The following is an 18,442-nucleotide window of genomic DNA, read 5'->3' as shown; positions in this document are numbered from 1 at the left end:
GTGATCCGCGAGCCGCACCGCGCGAGGTGCGCTCGAGGTGCGAGGAGGCACCGATGACCATCACACGACGCCAGTTCCTGGTGTACGGCGGGCTGGGCGTGCTCGGCGCGGCGGCTGCCGTGACCGTCCCCCTCAGCACCGTCGACGCGAAGTCGGCCAGCCGGCTGAGCGATCGCGACATGCCTCGGCCCTACCGCACGGCCTTCGCCCAGGCGCCCGTCCTCCGACCGGAGTCGACGGGGATCGATCCGGTCGACGGCGCCCCGGTGCACCACTACACCGTGACGCAGATGGCGTCGAGCGCGGCCATCCTGCCGCGGCTCATGACGCCGATCCTGGCCTACAACGGGATCTTCCCCGGCCCGACCATCAGCCTCGAGCGCGGCACGAAGGCGGTGCTGCGGGTGCGGAACCAGCTGCCCGCGAGGCATCCCATCGACGGCCACGTGCTGTCGACCTCGACGCACCTGCACGGCTCGGCGTCGCTGCCGCAGTTCGACGGCTACGCGAGCGACGTGACGTACCAGGGGTTCAAGAAGTACTACCGCTACGACAACGCCCAGCCGGCGAGGACGCTCTGGTACCACGACCACGGCGTCCACCGCACCTCGCTCAACGTCTACGCGGGGCTCGCGGCGCAGTACCACGTGCACGACCCGGCCGAGCGGCAGCTACTGCCGCAGGGCGAGTTCGACGTCGCGCTCACGGTCAACGACGCGATGTTCGCCGCCAACGGCGCGCTCGCCTACGACGACCACGACCACTCGGGCCTCTGGGGCGACGTGATGCTCGTCAACGGCAGGCCGTGGCCCGTCATGCAGGTGCAGAAGCGCGTCTACCGGTTCCGCATCCTGAACGCGAGCATCTCGCGGTCCCTGCGGCCGGCGCTCAGCACCGGCGACCCGATGACCGTCGTGGCGACCGACGGCGGGCTCATGCCCGTCGCGCGCCAGGTCGCGAGCTACCGGCACGGCGGCGCCGAGCGCTACGAGGTGCTCATCGACTTCCGCAAGTACGCGACCGGCCAGCGCGTCGAGCTGCGCAACCTCTCGAACCGCAACAACGTCGACTACGACCACACGAACAAGATCATGGCGTTCGACGTGATCGACGCCCCGGTCGACTCGAGCGACCCCACGTGGAACACGATCCCCACGACGCTCGCGAGCAGCGACGTCATGGCGCTCACGGCCTCGCAATCGAGGAAGACCCGCAGGTTCCGGCTCAAGCACAGCGACTCGACGAACGTGTTCACGATCGGCTCCGACTCGTGGCAGGACGTCGTGGCGAGCGGCTTCCGGAAGGTGGTCGCGAACCCCGCGCTCGACGCGACCGAGATCTGGGAGTTCGAGAACAGCTCGGGCGGATGGTTCCACCCCATGCACATCCACCTGGTCGACTTCCAGGTGCTCAGCCGCAACGGCCGCGCGCCGTTCGCCTACGAGCTCGGGCCGAAGGACACCGTCTACGTCGGCGAGAGCGAGACCGTGCGGCTGCTCATGCGCTTCGGCCCGCATCGAGGCAAGTACATGATGCACTGCCACAACCTGCCGCACGAGGACCACGACATGATGGTGCAGTTCAGCGTCGGGCTCGCCGATGACGCGGTCGACGCGAACGACCCGATGACGGCGGCGCCGGCGGTATGGGACGACGGCAGCTGAGCAGGCCCGCGGCGCTCGCGATCATCTCGGCGCTGCTGCTCGTCGCTGCGGTCGTCGGCGTCCGCGCCTGGGTGGTGGAGCCCGTGGTGGTCGCCTCCGACAGCATGGAGCCGACGGTCGCGGCAGGCAGCACCGTGCTCGTCTCCCGGTGGTCGCCGGCGAGCGTCGACGCGGGTCAGCTCGCGGTCGTCCGCAGCCCCGACGACGGGCGCGGCGTGCTGAAGCGCGTCGTCGCGGTCGCGGGCCAGCGTGTGGTCGTCCGGGACGGCGTCGTCTTCGTCGACGAGGTCGCGCTCGACGAGCCCTACGTCGACGCGCGCGCCGTCGACGGCACGTTCTTCCGGGAGGTCCTGGTGCCGGCCGGCCACGTCTACGTGCTCGGCGACAACCGCGCGGTCTCCGTCGACTCGCGCGACTTCGGCCCCGTGCCGATCGAGGACGTCGTCGGGACGGTCCTCTGGATGCCCTGAGGCGGCGTCAGCCGCGGAACGCGCTGATGCCCGTGAGCGCCTGCCCGATCACGAGCGTGTGCACCTCGTCGGTGCCCTCGTAGGTGCGCACGCTCTCGAGGTTGGCGGCGTGCCGCATCGGCGAGTGCTCGAGCGAGACGCCGTTGCCGCCGAGGAGCGCCCGCGCCTCCCGCGCGACGTCGATCGCCGCGCGCACCGAGGCGAGCTTGCCCATCGAGATCTCGTGGGGGCGGAGCACCCCGGCCTCCTTGCGCCGCCCGAGGTGCAGCGCGAGCAGCTGCGCCTGCTGCAGCGCGAGCGCCATCTCGGCGAGCCGCGCCTGCGTCAGCTGCATCGCCGCGAGCGGCCTGCCGAACACCTCGCGCTCCGCTGCGTAGGCGAGCGCCTGCTCGAGCGCGTCGCGGCCGGCGCCGAGCGCGCCCCACGCGATCCCGAACCGCGCCTCGTTGAGGCACTCGAACGGCGCCCGCAGCCCGCGCGCCTCCGGCAGCCGCATCGCCTCCGGCACCCGCACGCCCTCGAGCGCGATGTCGCACTGGATCGACGCCCGCATCGACAGCTTCGGCTCGATCGGCGTCGCGGTGAAGCCGGGCGAGGAGGTCTCGACGAGGAAGCCGCGCACGCCCTCGTCCGTCTGCGCCCAGATGACGGCGACGTCGGCGATCGAGGCGAGCCCGATCCAGCGCTTCGCGCCGTCGATGATCCAGTCGTCGCCGTCGCGCCTCGCGAAGGTGCGCATCGCGCCCGGATCGCTCCCCGCATCCGGCTCGGTGAGGCCGAAGCAGCCGATCGCCTCGCCGCGCGCCATGCGTGGCAGCCACGCCTCGCGCTGCTCCTCGGAGCCGTGCTTCGCGATCGCCGACATCGCGAGCGAGCCCTGCACCGACACGAAGGTGCGGATGCCGCTGTCGCCCGCCTCGAGCTCCTGCATCGCGATGCCGTACTCGACCGCGCCGCGACCGGCGCAGCCGTAGCCGGTCAGGTGCATGCCGAGCAGGCCCGCCTCGCCGAGCACCGGCACGAGCTCGCGCGGGAAGACGGCCCGCTCGAACCACTCGGCGATGTGGGGCCGGATCTCGCGATCGACGAGCGTCCGCACCCGCGCGCGCGTCGCGCGCTCGTCGTCGGTCAGCAGCGACTCGATGTCGAGCAGGTCGGTCGTCATGGGGCTCCTTCGTCGGTCGCGGGGCGCGAGAGCCAGGCTCGCACGGATGCGTCGTGCTCGCCGAGCAGGGGCGGTGCGGTCGTCGCGGTACGGGCGACGCCGTCGATGCGGATCGGCGAGGCGAGCTGGCGGCCGACGCCCGCGGCGCCGCGCACCTCGCGGATCGGGTCGAGGCCGACCGCCGCGGCGAGCTCGAGGCCCTCGCCGATCGTGCGCACGCGGCTCGCGACGAGGCCGGCATCCAGCAGCCGATGCTCCCATTCGAGTGCGCCGCCGGCGGCGAGCGCCGCCTCGAGCAGCGGCACGAGCCCCTCGCGATGCGCGACGCGCCGCGCGTTCGTGGTGAAGCGCGCGTCGTCGGCCAGCCCGGGCGCGCCCAGCAGCGCCGCGAACGCGCGGAACTGCGCGTCGGTGCCGATCGCGACCGCGAGCGGCCCGTCAGCGGTCTCGAGCAGCTGATAGGGCACGATCGACGGATGCGCGCTGCCGGCCCGGCGGGGTTCGACCGGCCGCGCGGGCGACTCGGCGGGCGTCGCCTCGGCGTCGCTCGACTCCGGCGCGATCGGCCCGAGCACCGATTGCAGCTGGTTGACGAGCGCCGCCTGGACGCTCGAGAGCAGCGCGACCTCGACCAGGCCGCCGCGACCCTTGCGCTCGCGGCGGAGGAGCGCCGCGAGGATGCCCGCGAGCGCGTCCTTCGCGGTGAGCACGTCGACGAGCGCGACGCCGGCCTTCGTCGGCGGCCCGTCGGCATCGCCGGTGATGTGCATGAGCCCGCTCGCCGCCTGCAGCACGAAGTCGTAGCCGGCGCGCTCGGCGCCGCCCGGCTGGGCGCCGTAGCCGGTGATCGAGCACCACACGAGCCGCGGGTGCTCGGCGAGCAGCGCGTCGCGATCGAGGCCGAGGCGGGCGGCGGCGCCCGGGCGGAAGTTCTCGATCACGACGTCGGCGCGCGCGACGAGCTCGCGCGCGAGAGCGGCATCGCCCGGGTCGGCGAGGTCGAGCGCGACCGACTCCTTGCCGCGGTTCGCGCTGTCGAAGTAGGTCGATCCGGTCGCGGAGGCGGGCGGGGACCACGCGCGCGTGCCGTCGCCGCTGCCCGGCTGCTCGACCTTGATGACGCGCGCGCCGAGGTCGGCGAGCGTCGCGCCGACGAGCGGGCCGGCGAGCACGCGTGAGAGGTCGGCGACGACGATCCCGGCGAGCGGCGCGTCGGCGGCGGGCTGGTCGGGCATGCTCCTCAGCATGCCGGATGCCCCCGGCCCCGGTGGTCCGGCCAGGGGCTGCCGCTACGGGTTGAGATCGGCGAGCGCCTTGTCGGGGCGCAAGCCCTTCCACACCGGGTGCCGCAGCGCGCCCGACGTCGTCCGCTCGGTGTGCTCGACCTCGGCGACGGCCGCGCGCACCCAGCGCACCTTCCGCGCGACGTCGCTCGGGAGCCCCTCGAGCGCGGGCGCCGTGCGGCGAGGCCGCAGCTCGTCGCGCAAGCGGTCGCGCTCGCGCCCCGAGAAGCCCGTGCCCACCCGGCCGGCGTAGCGCATCCGACCCCCTTCGCCCGGGAGCGCGAGCACGAGCGATCCGACGGTGCCCGAGAGCGACCCGTTGCCCTCGAGCCAGCCGACCACCACGACCTCCTGCGACTGCTGGTGCTTGAGCTTGCGCCAGTCGTCGCTGCGCTTGCCGGGCCGGTAGCGGCTGTCGTGCCGCTTCGCCATGACGCCCTCGAGGCCGCGCTCGCGCGTGACCTCGAGGATGCGAGTGAGCGAGCCGCGCAGCGGCTTCGAGACCTTCACGCGCCGGCTCTCGTGCACGAGCTCGTCGAGCCGCGACTGCCGATCGTCGAGCCGCTCATCGACGAGCCGCTCGCCGCCCTCCTCGAGCAGGTCGAACAGCACGAGCGTCGCGGGGCTCGCCTTCGCCGCTCGCGCGGCCTGGCGGCCGGAGAGCCCGCCGCGGTCCTGGAGCGCCTCGAAGTCCGCGGCCCCGCGCTTCAGCATGACGACCTCGCCGTCGAGCACGGCATCGACCTCGATCGCGGCCGGCACCGCCTCGACGAGCTCGGGGAACGCGCCCGAGAGGTCGCGGCCGTTGCGGCTCAGCAGCCGCACGGCGTCGCCGCGCCGCTCGACGAGCACGCGCCAGCCGTCCCACTTCACCTCGAACGACCACTCGCGCTCGTCGTCGATGGCGGATGCGTCGCTCTGCGTCGCGAGCATCGGGCGCAGGTCGGTCGGGCGGTCATCGCGCTCGCGCGCAGCGGCCCGGCCCAGCTTCTTCCCGAGCCGTCGCCGCGGCACCGCCGGCGCGGGCGCCTCCGCCTCGTCGTCCTCGCCGCGCGCCGCGCGCGCCGCCGCGGCCTTCGAGGGCGCGTAGCCCTTGAGCCGCGCGTCGCGCTCGGCGTCCTGCTCCTTCATGCGGTGCACGAGCCACTGCCGCTTCTCGGCGTCGGTGCGGATGAGCGCGAAGCGGTACGGCTCGCCGCCGAGCCCGCCGTCGGGCCGCCCATGGAGCGTCGCGATCACCTCGTCGTCGCGCCACTTCTCGAGCTCGTAGGTGCCCGCATCCCAGATCTGCACGACGCCCGCGCCGTACTCGCCCTTCGGGATCGTGCCCTCGAACGAGCCGTACTCGAGCGGGTGGTCCTCGGTCTGCACGCCGAGCCGGTTCTGCTTCGGCGTCGACGGCAACCCCTTCGGCACCGCCCACGAGACGAGCACGCCGTCCTGCTCGAGCCGGAAGTCGTAGTGCAGCCGGCTCGCCCGGTGCTTCTGGATCACGAACGATCGCCCGTCGGTCGACGTCGGCGGCTCGGCCGGCACCGGCTCGGGGGTGCGCGCCGCCGAGCGCATGCCGCGGTACTTCGCGAGCCGGTCGGGCGGCGGGTCGAGCGAGGCGATGAGGTCGCCGTCGCGCTCGAGCCGCTCGAGCACCTCGGTGTACTCGAGCTGCTCGAGCCCGCCCGCCTCGACCTCGTCCCACGTGCGCGGCGCGGCGACGGTCGGCCGCAGCCGCCCGCGCAGCGAGTAGGGCGCGACGGTCGTCTTCGAGCCGGAGTTCTGGCTCCAGTCGAGCAGCACCTTGTTCGTGCGCAGCGCCTTCTTCATGTCGCTCACGATGAGCTCGGGATGCATCTGCTCGAGCGATCGCGCGAGCGTGTGCGCGACCTCGCTCGCCTGCTCGCTCGTGACGGTGCCGTCGAGTCGCGCGTAGAGGTGGATGCCCTTCGAGCCGCTCGTGAGCGGCACGGGGTGGAGCCCGATGTCCTCGAGCAGCTCGCGCACCCACAGCGCGACGCGCGCGCAGTCGTCGAGGTCGGCGCCGGGCCCCGGGTCGAGGTCGAGCACGAGCCGGTCCGGATTCTGACGGTCGCCATCGAGCATCCGCCACTGCGGCACGTGCAGCTCGAGCGCCCCCATCTGCGCCATCCACGCGAGCACCGCGGGCTCGGTCAGCACCGGGTACTGCTTCGGCCCCGTCGAGTGCTGCAGCTCGACGGTCTGCACCCAGTCGGGCGCGCCCTTCTCGAGCGTCTTCTGGAAGAACACCTGCCCGGGCTTCTGCTCGGTGCCGACGCCCTCCGTCCAGCGCTTGCGGGTGACGGGGCGACCGCCGGCGTGGGCGATGATGGGCTCGGATGCGCGCAGCACGTACTCGAGCACGTCGCGCTTCGTCGTCCCGGTGGACGGGTACAGCACCTTGTCGGGGTTCGAGAAGCGCAGCGACCGCCCGCCGACGACGATCCGATCCGCCGCCGCCACGTCAGGCGGACTTCCGCTTGCTCGCCGCCGTCGTCTTCGACTTCGAGCCCGTCGACTTCGCCGCCGGCTTCTTCGCCGTCGACTTCGACGAGCTCGACTTCGTCGCGGGCTTCTTCGCCGCGGTGCCCTTCGACGCCGTGCTCTTCGACGCCGTGCTCTTCGACGACGTGCCGCTTCTCGCGGTGCGCTTCGCCGTGCTCTTAGACGCGGACGCGGCGGTCTTCGAGCCCGAGGACCTCGAGCCGGAGCCCTTCGCGCCCGAGTCCTCCGACGCATCCGACCCCGAGTCCTTCCGCTTCTCGACCGAGCGCTGCAGCGCCTCGAGCAGGTCGATGACCTCGGCGCCCTCGTCGTCGTCGGTCTCGCCGAAGGTCGCGGCGGTGTCGAGCGCGTCGCCCTGCTCGAGCTTCGCCTCGACGAGCTTGTGCAGCTGCTCCTGGTACTCGTCGACGTACTGCTCGGGGTCGAAGTCGGCCTCGAGGTCGCGCACGATCGAGCGCGCGAGGTCCATCTCGCGCTTGCCGACCGTGACGTCGTCGCCGAGCGAGTCGAACTCCGCCGCGCGCACCTCGTCGGACCAGCGGATCGTCTGCACGAGCAGCACGTCGTCGCGCACGCGCATCGTCGCGAGCCGCGTGCGCTGCCGCAGCGAGATGCGCACGACCGCGGTGCGCTCGGTCTCCTCGAGCACGCGGCGCAGCAGCACGTAGGCCTTCGGGCTCTTCGAGTCGGGCTCGAGGTAGTAGGAGCGCTCGAACAGGATCGGGTCGATCTGCTCGTTCGGCACGAACTCGAGCACCTCGATCTCGCGCGAGCGCTCCGCGGGCAGCGACTCGAGGTCCTCCTCGGTGAGCACGACCGTCTGGTCGCCGTCGTCGTAGGCCTTGTCGATGTGGGCGAACTCGACCTTCTTGCCGCACACCTCGCACTTGCGCTGGTAGCGGATGCGGCCGCCGTCGGCGTCGTGCACCTGGTGGAGCTGCAGGTCGTGCTCCTCCGTCGCCGAGTAGAGCTTCACCGGGACGTTCACGAGCCCGAAGGTGATCGAGCCCTTCCAGATCGCGCGCATGGCGACACTCTCCACCATGGGTGCGCCCCCCACCATGTGCGACTTCTCAGGAAATGAGGGATGCGTCAGGTACGACGGGGCCGCAGGCGTGCGTGCGACAATCCCCGCCATGACGGCATCGCGGCCGGCAGGCCCGCCTCCCCGCTCCTTCGGGGTCGAGGAGGAGGTCGTGCTGCTCGACCCCGCGACCCTCGATCCCGTCGACGTCGCGGCGGAGGTCGTCGCCGAGGTGCGCGCGGCCGACCCGGCGGCCCGCGTCGACCACGAGTTCCTGCAGTCGCAGCTCGAGTTCGCCTCGCCCGTGCTCGAGACGGCGGCGGCGGCCGACGGCGCGGTGCGCGGGTTCCGGCGCGCGATCGGCGCGGCCGCCGAGCGGCGCGGGCTCATCGTGGCGAGCATCGGCACGCCCATCGGAGCGCGCGTCTCGGCGATCACGCCCGACGAGCGCTACTCGCGCTTCGACGCGCTGCTCGGTGCCGCCCGGCCCGACCACCGCATCCAGGGGCTGCACGTGCACGTCGCGGTCGGCTCGCGCGACGAGGGCGTCGCGGTGCTGCGGGGGCTGCGGCCGTGGCTCGCGCCGCTGCTCGCCCTCTCGGCGAACTCGCCGTGCTTCGGCGCGCGCGACACGGGCTTCGCGAGCTGGCGCACGATCATCGGCCGCCGCTTCACGACCGCGTCGGTGCCGCCCGACTTCGCCGACGCCGCCGACTACGACCGCCGCGCGGCGGCGATCGTCGGGCTCGGCGCGACGATCGACCTGCACTCGCTGTTCTGGATGGCGCGGCTGTCCGAGACCTACCCGACGGTCGAGGTGCGGGTGTTCGACGCGCAGCTCGCGGCCGACGACACCGTCGCGCTCGCCCTCCTGACGCGCGCGCTCGTCGCGGCCGCGGCGGCGGGCGACCTGCCGCACGCACCCGCCGCCGCGCACCAGGAGCTGCTCGACGCCGCGGTGTGGCACGCGGCCCGGCACGGCACGACCGCCGACCTCGTCGACCCGACGACCGCATCCGTCGTCCCCGCGTGGGACGCGATCGAGCGGATGCTCGAGGTCGCCTCGAGCGCGCTCGAGGCGGCGGGCGACCGCGCCCGGGTCGCGTCGTTCGCCGAGCGGGTGCGCGCCTCCGGCACGGGCGCCGACCGGCAGCGCGCGGCGCTCGCGGAGGGCCTGCCGGCGCTCGCGGCGCTGCTGCGCGACAGCTTCGCGGGCTGAGGCGCGGGGCGGGCGCCGCCGGGCTCAGACCGATGGAGCCGCGCCGCCGCCGGCGAGGGCGAAGGCGGCCGCCTCGAGCGCGCCGTACTCGCGGCCGCGCTCCTCGGCGGCGCGCAGCGCCGCGGCATCCGAGCGCTCCGCGAGGGCGTCGAGGTACCGGGTGTGGAAGACGAACGCGGGTGCGTCGAAGACGGCCGCGCGCTTCCGGATCGCGGCTGCGGCACCGGCGAGCACGCCCGCCCGCTCGAGCTCGTCGCGCTCGGCGGCGGCAGCGGCGAGCCCCTCGAGCCCGTACGCGATGCCCTCGTCGTGCCGCAGCGCGACCGAGGTCTCGAGCGCGTCGCGATAGAGCCGCTCCGCCTCGTCGAGCGCGCCCGCGAACAGGCGCGCGCGGCCGAGGTGGTGCGTCGCGATGCTCGCGGTGAAGCGGTCCCCGCTCGAGGCGGCCGCCTCGACCGCGCCGCGGAAGCGCGCCGTCGCGCCCTCGAGGTCGCCGGAGAGCACCGCGATGCGGCCGAGCGCGACGAGCGCCAGCGACTCGCCCCAGCCCGCTCGCAACTCGCGGAACCGCCGCGCGCCCTCCTCGAGCCGCGCGGCGGCGCGCCCCAGGTCGGGCTCCGGGGCGGTGATCTCGGCGAGTCCGGCTGTCGCCGTCACCATCGTCGCGCCCAGCTCGTCGCCCTCCTCGTCGAGCACTCGACCGGCATCGGCGAGCACCCGCACGAGCTCGAGCGACGGGGCCGTCCAGAGGTCGCGCCAGCCGACGAAGAAGGCCGCGATCGCGCGCGTGCGTCGCGCGACCTCGTCGTCGGGTCGAGCGAGCACCTCCTCCATCCACAGCGCCACCTCGACGAGGTAGCCGCCGATCCACCAGTAGAGGAAGAGCCGCCACGCGACGTCGGCGGCCGTGTCGGCGTCGCCGAGCGCGACGAGCTGCCGCACCGCGGCGCGCAGGTTGCCGCGCTCGAGGTTGAGCCTCGAGACGGCATGGCGCTGGCCCGTGACGCCGAGGCCGCGCCCCTCGCGCCGCGCGAGGTCGACGTAGACGGCCGCGTGCGCGGCTCGCGCCGATGGCTCCTCGCCGTCGAGCCGCAGCCGCTCGACGCCGTGCTCGCGCACCGTCGCGAGCATGCCGAACACGGCCTCCCCGTCGACGTCCGACTGCTCGAGGAGCGAGCTGTCGACGAGCGTCTCGAGCGCGGCGTAGATATCGACCTCCCACCCCCGGAGCTCGGCGAACGCCTCGATCGAGGGGAGCGAGAAGCCGGGCGAGAACACCGCGAGGTCGCGCAGCACCCGTCGCTCGGCCTCGGTCAGCAGCCCGGTCGACCAGTCGATCGTCGCGCGGAGCGTGCGCTGCCTCGGCGGCAGGTCGCGCGACGCGTCGACGAGCAGCGGCAGCTGCCGATCGAGCCGCTGCAGGATCGCTGCCGGGGTCAGCACGCGCATGCGCGCGGCGGCGAGCTCGATCGCGAGCGGCAGCCCGTCGAGCGCTCGGCAGATGTCGACGATGGTGTCGAGGCTTGCGCTCGAGGCCTCGAAGTCGGGCTTCACGGCTCGCGCCCGCTCGACGAACAGCTCGACCGCCGGCGCCTCGCGGGCGCGGGCCGTCGACTCGGGCGCGGCCGGGTCGTGCGTCGGCAGCGGCGGCACCTCGAAGACGCGCTCGCCGCGCACGCGCAGCACCGCGCGGCTCGTCACGAACAGCGTGACGAGCGGGGCGATCGTGAACAGCCGCACGAGCACCGGCGCCGCCGCGCCGAGCTGCTCGAAGTTGTCGAGCACGAGCAGCATGCGCCGCCCCTCGAGCGCGATCGCGAGCCGCTCCTCGAGCGGCAGCTCGCCCGCGTCGCGCACGCCGATCGCGTAGCCGATCGTCGGCAGCAGCAGGCTCGGCTCGAGCACGTTCTCGAGCGCGACGAAGGCGGTGCCGTCGGGGAAGCGCGGCGCGGCCGCTTCGGCGACCGCGATCGCGAGCCTGCTCTTGCCGATGCCGCCCGGCCCCGCGAGCGTGATGAGCCGGGTGTCGCGGTCGTCGAGCAGCGCGACGAGCTCGGCGACCTCCCGGTCGCGTCCCACGAGCCGGGTGTAGGGCGAGGGGATGCGCGCGGCGAGCAGGTCGACGCGTTCACCGCGGGGTGCGGGGGCGCGGGACGCGTCGAACCGCTCGGCGAGGAGCGTCGCGAGATCCGCCTCGACGAGCTCCGCGAGCTCGGTCGGCGTCGAGTACCCGCGGTAGGAGGCGGCGTCGTCCCGCTCGATGCGGCCGATGAGCTCGTCGAGCCTCGGCTCGCGATCGGCGCCCTCGCGGAGGTAGATGAGCCGCGGCATGCCGGGCGGCGCGAGCCGGTACTCGTCCTCGAGGCCCGACACGTCGGAGCCCGGGGCGATCCAGCCGTAGCGCTCGCCGTAGATGCCGACGAAGACGTCGCTCTGCTCGAGGTAGGCGCGGTAGAGCTCGCGCGGCGGGTGCGGTCGGGCGCCGAGCTCGAACATGACGGGCGCGAGCCGCAGCCGCTCGATCGCGCCGCGCACCGCGCGCCGCTCCGCCTCGAGCTCGCGCAGGGTCGACGACACGAAGACGCGCAGCCGCTGGTCGGGAGTGCGGATGCCCGGTGCGCCGCCGCTCACCAGCGGGCCAGCTCCGGGGCGATCCGCTCGCGCTCGCCGTCCGGGAGCGCGAGCTCGATCGCCTCGGCGACGCTCAGCTCCGCCCCGCGCCGCTCGCCCGCCGCCATGCCGTCGGGATCGGCGGCGCGGATGGCGTCGAGTTGCGGCACGTGTACCGTGAACGCCTCCGCGTCGAAGACGCCGATGCGGTGGCGGATGCCGTCGGCGGCGGCCGCGAGCGCACCCGCCCGCTCGGCGTCGCCGCGCGCCGCCGCGACCGCGCACAGCCCCTCGAGGCCGTAGGCGACGCCCTCCTCGAAGTGCAGCCGCACCGAGACGAGCAGCGTGCGGATGCAGCCGGCCTCCGCCTGGTCGATCTCGCCGCGCACGAGCTGCAGCCGCGCCTGGTGGTTGCCGGCGACCGAGAGCGTGAAGAGGTCGCCGCCCGCCTCCGCGACCTGGGTCGCGCGATCGAAGCGCGCTTGCGCCTCCTCGGTGTCGCCGCGCAGCCACGCGAGCCGGCCGCGCGAGACCTCGGTGATCGCCTCCGCCCACGTGTTGCCGAGCCGGCGCAGCTGCTCGACCGCCTCCGCGAGCTCGCGCTCGGCGGTCGCGAGGTCGGGCATCGGCAGCTGCAGGCGCGCGGTCGCGCGCGCGGCCGTCGCCATCGCCGCGGCGTCGTCGTCGCCGCTCTCGCGGAAGAGCCGCACGCACTCGGCGAGGCCCGCGACGACGCCCTCGTTCGGCCGCTGCCACATCTCGCTCCAGAGGGCGAAGAACCACGCCACCGCGCGCGTGTGCGGCGTGATCGGCTGCTCCTTGCCGAGCAGCTCGAGCATCCACACCCGCACCTCGCCGAAGAAGCCCGCGACCCACCAGTAGATGAGCAGCCGCCACGCGAAGTCGCCCGCGTCGTCGAGCCGGTCGGTGTGCACGAGGTGCCGCACGGCGGCGCGCAGGTTCGGCAGCTCCGCACCGAGCTGCACGACCGCGGCACCCTGCTCGGCCCCGCGCAGCCCCGGCGCGACCCGCTCGACGAGGGCGCTGTAGTAGTCGGCGTGCGCCGCGCGCATCCGCCCCGCCTCGCCCTTCGCCTTGAGCTGCCCGAGCGCGTACTCGCGCACGATCGCGAGCAGCGAGAGCACCGAGTCGCCGCCGATCTCGGTCTGCCGCACGAGCGAGCCGTCGATGAGCGCGGCGATGCCGTCCATCGCCTGCCCCTCCCACGGCCGTCCCGCACCGAGCGCCTCGACCGCGTCGAGCGAGAACTGGCGCGCGAAGACCCCGAGGTCCTCGAGCAGCGCCCGCTGCCAGTCGGGCAGCAGGCTCACGCTCCAGTCGATCGTCGCGCGCATCGTGCGGTGCCGGTCGGGCAGGTCGCGCTGCGCGCCCGTCAGGAGCGGCAGCGACTGCTCGAGCCGCTCGGCGATGCCGTGCGGCGTGAGCAGCCGCACCTTCGCCGCCGCGAGCTCGATCGCGAGTGGCAGCCCGTCGAGCCGGCGGCAGATGTCGGCGACCGCGGCCGCGTTCGCGTCGGTGAGCTCGAAGCCGGGCTTGACGGCCTGCGCCCGGTCGACGAAGAGCGCGCACGCCGCGGCCCGGCCCACGCGCGCCGCGCCGCCGCGCGCCGCCTCGTCGGGCACCGGCAGCGCGCCGACCTCGACGACGCGCTCGCCCCGCACGCGCAGCACGACGCGGCTCGTCACGAGCAGCGCCGTCGCGGGCGCGCCGGCGTAGAGGCGCGCGAGCATCGGCGCCGCCTCGACGATCTGCTCGAAGTTGTCGAGCACGAGCAGCACCCGCCGGTCGGCGAGCGCGCGCGCGATGCGCTCCTCGAGCGCCGCCTCGCCCGTGTCGCGGATGCCGAGCACGTACGCGATCGTCGGCAGCAGCAGCCCGGGCTCGAGCACGCCCTCGAGCGGCACGAAGTAGCGACCGTCGGGGAAGACGTGCTCCGCGGCCCGCGCGACCTCGGCCGCGAGCCGGCTCTTGCCGATGCCGCCGGGGCCGATGAGGCTCACGATCGGGTCGCCGCCGCGCTCGAGCAGCGCGAGCACCTCGGCGACCTCGCGCTCGCGGCCGATCGTGGCGGAGTAGGGGACGGGGATGCGCGAGGCGGGGGTGGGCGGGATCTCGTCCGGCCCGCCGCCCTCCGGCGCCATGCGCGATTCGTCGAAGCGCTCGGCGAGGAGCGTCGCGAGGTCGTTCGCGACCTGCTCCTCGAGCTGCTCGGCGGTGCGGAACGGGAGGTAGGCGACCGTGTCGTCGGCCTGGATGCGCGCGATGAGCTCGCGCAGCCGCGGCTCGCGCGACTCGGACTCGCGGATGTAGATGAGCTTCGGCATCGACGCGGGCGCGAGGCGGTACTCGTCCTCGAGCCCGGAGATCTGCTCCTCGGGCGCGACCCAGCCGTAGCTGTCGCCGTAGATCCCGACGAAGACGTCGCTCTGCGCGAGGTAGGAGCGGTAGAGCGCGCGCGGCGGGTGCGGTCGCGCGCCGAGCTCGAACATGACGGGCGCAAGCCGCAGCCGCTCGATCGCGGCCCGCGCCGCGCGGCGCTCGTCGGCGAGCTCGCGCAGCGTCGAGCTCACGAACACGCGGATCCGCTGGTCGGGCGTGCGGATCGCGGGCCGTTGCGCCCCTGTCATGGGCACATCCTGCCGCGCGCGGGCCGCGACGGCTAGGACATCGTGAGCATCGATCAGCGCAGGATCGGCTCAAGCCGATCCCGCGCTGCCTCGCGCTCGGGTCAGGGCTCGCGGCTGAGGCGCGAGCGGAGGAACTGCTTCGTCTCCGCCCACGCCGCCTCCGACGCATCCCGGCTGTACTTCGACACATCGGCGTTCTGGAACCCGTGGATCGAGTCCGGGTACGAGCGCACGTGCACGTCGTCGTAGCCCTCGGCCTCGAGCCGCGCGCGGTAGTCCTCGGGCGCCTCGCGGCCGCTCCAGTCGTCGCTCTCGGCGAGCTGGAAGAGCACCGGCACGCGCGGGCCCGACTCGATGCCGGGGAAGGGGGCGCCGTAGTAGGCGACGATCGCGTCGAGCGTCGGCTGCTGCGCCGCGTACATGAGCGCGATCGTCGAGCCCATCGAGAAGCCCACGACGCCCGCGCGACGGCTGCCGCCCGCGCGCGCCTCGCCGATCGTCTCGCTCAGGATGTGCAGCGCGCCCTCGAGGTCGGCGTAGCGCTCCTGCAGCAGCTCGCCCGCCTCGTCGTCCTCGCGCGTCGAGCGGCCCGCGTAGAAGTCGGGCACGGCGACGCGGAAGCCCTCGTCCGCGAGGCGCCGGCCGAACGCGTCGATCCACGGCAGCCGGCCGTTCCAGTCGTGGGCGAGCACCACCACGGGGTCGCCCTCCGCGCCGTACCAGCGGGTCGCGGTGTCGTCGGTCGTCTCGATCGCCATGCTGCGCTCCTTCGCTCTCTCCAGGGAAACGGTAGCCCAGCCACGTACGGTGCCCCCATGGCAGACGGAGACACCTCGCGCATCCACCGCTCCAAGGCGTTCGGCGCCGCGGGCCGCGCCGGCGACAAGGCGCAGGATGCGGCCGGGCGGGCCAAGCGCCACCCCGCCGCCTCGATCGCGCAGGGCGTCGGCCAGGTCGCGAACGGCATCGTGCACCTCATCATCGGCGGCATCGCGCTCGGGATCGCGTTCGGCGCGGGCGGCTCGGCCGACCAGTCGGGCGCGATGCGGGCGCTGCAGCAGACCCCGCTCGGCGCGGTCGCGATCTGGTTCGTCGGCATCGCGCTCGCGGCGCTCGCCGTGCACTCCGCCGTCACCGCGATCGCCGAGTCGCGCAGCGGCTGGAAGGAGGCCGTGCGGCCGGGCGGTCGGGCGGTCGCCTACGCGGCCGTGTCGGTGACCGCCCTGAGCTTCGCGCTCGGCGGTGGCAGCGACAGCGAGCAGGGCGCGCAGTCCGTCTCGGCGCAGCTGCTCGCGACGCCCTTCGGGCCGTGGCTCGTGGGGCTCCTCGGGCTCGCGATCGTCGCGGTCGGCGTCGCCTTCGTCGTCCGGGGCGCGAAGCGCGAGTTCCGCGAGGACGTGTCGCCGCCCGCTCGCTACCGGAAGGCCGTCGACGTGCTCGGCACCGCCGGCTACATCGCGAAGGGCGGCGCGGTCGCGATCGTCGGCGTGCTGTTCGTCACCGCCGCCTTCCAGCGCGACCCCGAGGAGGCGGGCGGCCTCGACGGGGCGCTGCAGTCGCTCACGACGGTGCCGGGCGGCGTCATCCTGCTCGTCGCGATCGCGCTCGGCCTCATGCTCTACGGCGTCTACTGCTTCGCGCGCGGCGCCTGGTCGCGCTGACCGCCGGCGCGCGCTCGCCGCTGCGGCGGGTCGACTCGGCGAGGAGGGGTCGACTCGAGCCCGCCTGCCCGCATGCGATGGGATGGGGGCATGGCGATCGAGCTCGAGACCCCCACCGAGGCCGCGCTGCCGGAGGCGCTCGAAGCGCTCCGCCGCTGGCAGCGCGACGACGCGCCGCTGCAGCTGCACCCCGGCGACGTCGGCTGGCTCTGGCGCTTCGGCGTGGCGGCGACCGCCGCGGCGCTCCGCTCGTGGCGGCGGGACGGCGCGCTCGCGGCGGTCGGCATGCTCGACGGCGAGGTGCTTCGCGTCGCGATCGACCCCGAGCTGCAGGGCGATGCGCCGCTCGCGCGCGCGATCGCGGCCGACGCGGCCGATCCGTCGCGCGGCGTGCTGCCCGATCGCGCGGATGCCGCGGTCGAGGCCCCCGTCGGCGCGTGCGTGCTCGACGAGCTCGGCGCGCTCGGCTGGGGCGAGGGCGAGCCGTGGGCGCTCCTGCGCCGCGACCTCGAGGCGCAGGTCGAGCCGCACGGCCTGCGCGTCGTCGTTGTCGGACCGGAGCTCGCCCCCGAGCGCACCGCGGTGCACCGCGAGGGCTTCGCGCGCGCGAGCTTCACCGTCGAGCGCTGGCACGCGATGGCCTCGGGCCCCCTCTACGCCGACGCCCGCTGCCTCCTGGCCGTCGACGAGCGGGGCGAGGCGGCCGCCGCCATCACGGTGTGGTCGGCCGGCCCCGGTCGGCCGGGGCTCATCGAGCCGCTCGCGGTGCACCCAGCCCAGAGAGGTCGAGGCATCGGTCGGGCGATCACGGTCGCGGGCGCCGCGGCGCTCCGCGAGCTCGGCTCGAGCGCCGCGCTCGTGGCGACCCCGATCTCGAACGGCGCGGCGGTCGCGACCTACCGCAGCGCAGGGTTCGCGATGCTCGGCGAACGCCGCGACCGCTGCCGCGGCGCGTAGCGCCTCAGCGCGGCCCGGGCCGCGTGCGCGGGTGCGGCAGGATCGGGTTCCGCAGCCGCAGCAGCTCCTTCGCGATCTCGGCGGGGGTCTTGCCGCCGCGCTCGCGCACGGGCAGGTCGTCGAGCGTCGGCTCGGGGTTCCGGTCGGATGCGTCGTCGTCCTCGCGCGGGAAGCCGGTCGTCCCGCGTCGCGCGCGCGACGCATCCGCCGCCTCGTGCTCGGCGCGCCCGGCGTCCTCCGGCGCCTCGGGCACGTGCGGGTGCGGCTCGACGTGGCCGCGCAGGCGCGCGTCGAGCGCCGAGAGGTCGGGGCTCGTCGCCTGCAGGTCGCGGCCCATGGTGCGCAGCACGCGCACGGTCGTCTCGTAGTCCTCGTCGGAGACCGAGCGCTCGACGCGCCGCGAGACCTCCTCGTCGCCGAGCGAGCGACGGGCTCGCTCGACGGCGGCTGCGGCGAGCTCGACCCAGTCCTCGAGCCGGCGACCCCGGTGCACGGCCATGGCGACCTCCTTCACCCCATCGTGCTCCCTTCTGCTGGGAAGCGCACGCGCCGACCCGGCGCGGCGCGGGCGATACGCTCGGGCTCGTGCTGCTCAGCGATCGCGACATCCGCGCCCGGCTCGCATCGGGCGACCTCGGCCTCGACCCCCTCGACCTGCAGATGGTGCAGCCCTCGAGCGTCGACGTGCGGCTCGACCGGGCGTTCCGGCTCTTCGACAACCACAAGTACCCGTTCATCGACCCGGCCGAGGACCAGCCCGAGCTCACGCGGCTCGTCGAGGTCGGCCCCGACGAGCCGTTCATCCTCCACCCGGGCGAGTTCGTGCTCGGCGCGACCTACGAGCGCGTGACGCTGCCCGACGACGTCGCGGCGCGGCTCGAGGGCAAGTCGTCGCTCGGCCGCCTGGGCCTCCTGACGCACTCGACGGCGGGCTTCATCGACCCGGGCTTCTCGGGCCACGTGACGCTCGAGCTCTCGAACGTCTCGACGCTGCCGATCAAGCTGTGGCCGGGCATGAAGATCGGCCAGGTCTGCTACTTCCAGCTCTCGTCGCCCGCCGAGACGCCCTACGGCAAGGGCGGCAACCTCAACCGCTACCAGGGCCAGCGCGGCCCGACCGCGTCGCGCTCGGCGCAGTCGTTCCACCGCACGCGCATCGAGTCGCCGATCGGCGCCGGCGACGTGCCGGCCGTGCCGGCCGAGGTCGAGCAGGCGGAGCCGTGA

14 protein-coding genes are annotated in these 18,442 nt (G+C 74.4%); 6 read left to right on the top strand and 8 right to left on the bottom strand.

Annotation, left to right across the window (positions count from 1 at the left end; genetic code table 11):
• Positions 1-53 precede the first annotated feature (53 nt).
• Entirely contained in the window at positions 54-1,664 is a 1,611-nt protein-coding gene (locus tag JQT67_RS07510) for a multicopper oxidase family protein (protein ID WP_208064147.1), read from the top strand.
• Positions 1,646-2,134: a signal peptidase I gene (gene lepB / locus JQT67_RS07505; RefSeq protein WP_208064146.1), complete on the top strand. Its 489-nt coding sequence runs from the start codon at positions 1,646-1,648 to the stop codon at positions 2,132-2,134. Before JQT67_RS07510 ends, lepB begins: the two co-directional genes overlap by 19 nt.
• Before the next feature lie 7 nt (positions 2,135-2,141).
• On the opposite strand, the gene JQT67_RS07500 is transcribed toward lepB, so the two are convergent.
• The 4 genes from JQT67_RS07500 to JQT67_RS07485 are packed head-to-tail and all read right to left on the bottom strand — an operon-like array spanning position 2,142 to position 8,126.
• Positions 2,142-3,299 carry an acyl-CoA dehydrogenase family protein gene (locus JQT67_RS07500; protein ID WP_208064145.1) on the bottom strand — a complete coding sequence of 386 codons (1,158 nt, stop codon included), beginning with the start codon at positions 3,297-3,299 and terminating at the stop codon, positions 2,142-2,144.
• A complete protein-coding gene (locus JQT67_RS07495) occupies positions 3,296-4,534 on the bottom strand; it encodes a CaiB/BaiF CoA-transferase family protein (RefSeq protein WP_243755804.1) in 1,239 nt (412 codons plus the stop codon). Before JQT67_RS07495 ends, JQT67_RS07500 begins: the two co-directional genes overlap by 4 nt.
• A gap of 54 nt (positions 4,535-4,588) precedes the next feature.
• Complete coding sequence (locus JQT67_RS07490; protein WP_307864257.1) at positions 4,589-7,057, bottom strand: ATP-dependent DNA ligase; 2,469 nt, start codon at positions 7,055-7,057, stop codon at positions 4,589-4,591.
• A 1-nt stretch (position 7,058) separates the two neighbouring features.
• Entirely contained in the window at positions 7,059-8,126 is a 1,068-nt protein-coding gene (locus JQT67_RS07485) for a Ku protein (RefSeq protein ID WP_208064143.1), read from the bottom strand.
• 109 nt (positions 8,127-8,235) lie between these two features.
• On the opposite strand from JQT67_RS07485, the gene JQT67_RS07480 reads away from it, so the two are divergent.
• Positions 8,236-9,342 (top strand): YbdK family carboxylate-amine ligase, encoded by a 1,107-nt coding sequence (locus JQT67_RS07480; RefSeq protein ID WP_208064142.1) that lies wholly within the window; start codon positions 8,236-8,238, stop codon positions 9,340-9,342.
• Positions 9,343-9,366: 24 nt separating this feature from the next.
• Here JQT67_RS07480 and JQT67_RS07475 read toward each other — a convergent pair whose 3' ends face one another.
• The 3 genes from JQT67_RS07475 to JQT67_RS07465 form a co-directional block, all read right to left on the bottom strand.
• Positions 9,367-11,973 carry a DUF4062 domain-containing protein gene (locus tag JQT67_RS07475; RefSeq protein WP_208064141.1) on the bottom strand — a complete coding sequence of 869 codons (2,607 nt, stop codon included), beginning with the start codon at positions 11,971-11,973 and terminating at the stop codon, positions 9,367-9,369.
• Positions 11,970-14,600: a DUF4062 domain-containing protein gene (locus JQT67_RS07470; RefSeq protein ID WP_208064140.1), complete on the bottom strand. Its 2,631-nt coding sequence runs from the start codon at positions 14,598-14,600 to the stop codon at positions 11,970-11,972. Before JQT67_RS07470 ends, JQT67_RS07475 begins: the two co-directional genes overlap by 4 nt.
• 101 nt (positions 14,601-14,701) lie before the next feature.
• Complete coding sequence (locus tag JQT67_RS07465) at positions 14,702-15,358, bottom strand: dienelactone hydrolase family protein (protein ID WP_208064139.1); 657 nt, start codon at positions 15,356-15,358, stop codon at positions 14,702-14,704.
• A gap of 57 nt (positions 15,359-15,415) precedes the next feature.
• Between JQT67_RS07465 and JQT67_RS07460 the strand changes: the two genes are divergently transcribed.
• On the top strand, positions 15,416-16,261 hold the full coding sequence (locus JQT67_RS07460; protein WP_021009596.1) for a DUF1206 domain-containing protein: 846 nt from the start codon (positions 15,416-15,418) through the stop codon (positions 16,259-16,261).
• A 90-nt stretch (positions 16,262-16,351) separates the two neighbouring features.
• A complete protein-coding gene (locus tag JQT67_RS07455; RefSeq protein WP_021009597.1) occupies positions 16,352-17,218 on the top strand; it encodes a GNAT family N-acetyltransferase in 867 nt (288 codons plus the stop codon).
• Between the two features lie 4 nt (positions 17,219-17,222).
• Here the strand turns inward: JQT67_RS07455 and JQT67_RS07450 are convergent, their stop codons facing one another.
• Positions 17,223-17,717: a hypothetical protein gene (locus tag JQT67_RS07450; protein WP_021009598.1), complete on the bottom strand. Its 495-nt coding sequence runs from the start codon at positions 17,715-17,717 to the stop codon at positions 17,223-17,225.
• Positions 17,718-17,803: 86 nt separating this feature from the next.
• Between JQT67_RS07450 and dcd the strand changes: the two genes are divergently transcribed.
• Complete coding sequence (gene dcd / locus JQT67_RS07445) at positions 17,804-18,442, top strand: dCTP deaminase (RefSeq protein WP_021009599.1); 639 nt, start codon at positions 17,804-17,806, stop codon at positions 18,440-18,442.

Source organism: Agrococcus sp. TF02-05, from assembly GCF_017565345.1.
Classification (GTDB): Bacteria; Actinomycetota; Actinomycetes; order Actinomycetales; family Microbacteriaceae; genus Agrococcus; species Agrococcus pavilionensis.
The sequence above is the reverse complement of the archived record's forward strand: the minus strand, read 5'-3'. Positions and strand labels throughout refer to the sequence as shown.

Coding starts and splice junctions, on each gene's coding strand:
- JQT67_RS07485 (WP_208064143.1), bottom strand. CDS start 8,126: ATGCGCGCGATCTGGAAGGGCTCGATCACCTTCGGGCTCGTGAACGTC.
- JQT67_RS07470 (WP_208064140.1), bottom strand. CDS start 14,600: ATGACAGGGGCGCAACGGCCCGCGATCCGCACGCCCGACCAGCGGATC.
- JQT67_RS07455 (WP_021009597.1), top strand. CDS start 16,352: ATGGCGATCGAGCTCGAGACCCCCACCGAGGCCGCGCTGCCGGAGGCG.
- JQT67_RS07510 (WP_208064147.1), top strand. CDS start 54: ATGACCATCACACGACGCCAGTTCCTGGTGTACGGCGGGCTGGGCGTG.
- JQT67_RS07465 (WP_208064139.1), bottom strand. CDS start 15,358: ATGGCGATCGAGACGACCGACGACACCGCGACCCGCTGGTACGGCGCG.
- JQT67_RS07500 (WP_208064145.1), bottom strand. CDS start 3,299: ATGACGACCGACCTGCTCGACATCGAGTCGCTGCTGACCGACGACGAG.
- lepB (WP_208064146.1), top strand. CDS start 1,646: ATGGGACGACGGCAGCTGAGCAGGCCCGCGGCGCTCGCGATCATCTCG.
- JQT67_RS07450 (WP_021009598.1), bottom strand. CDS start 17,717: ATGGCCGTGCACCGGGGTCGCCGGCTCGAGGACTGGGTCGAGCTCGCC.
- JQT67_RS07495 (WP_243755804.1), bottom strand. CDS start 4,534: ATGCCCGACCAGCCCGCCGCCGACGCGCCGCTCGCCGGGATCGTCGTC.
- JQT67_RS07460 (WP_021009596.1), top strand. CDS start 15,416: ATGGCAGACGGAGACACCTCGCGCATCCACCGCTCCAAGGCGTTCGGC.
- JQT67_RS07480 (WP_208064142.1), top strand. CDS start 8,236: ATGACGGCATCGCGGCCGGCAGGCCCGCCTCCCCGCTCCTTCGGGGTC.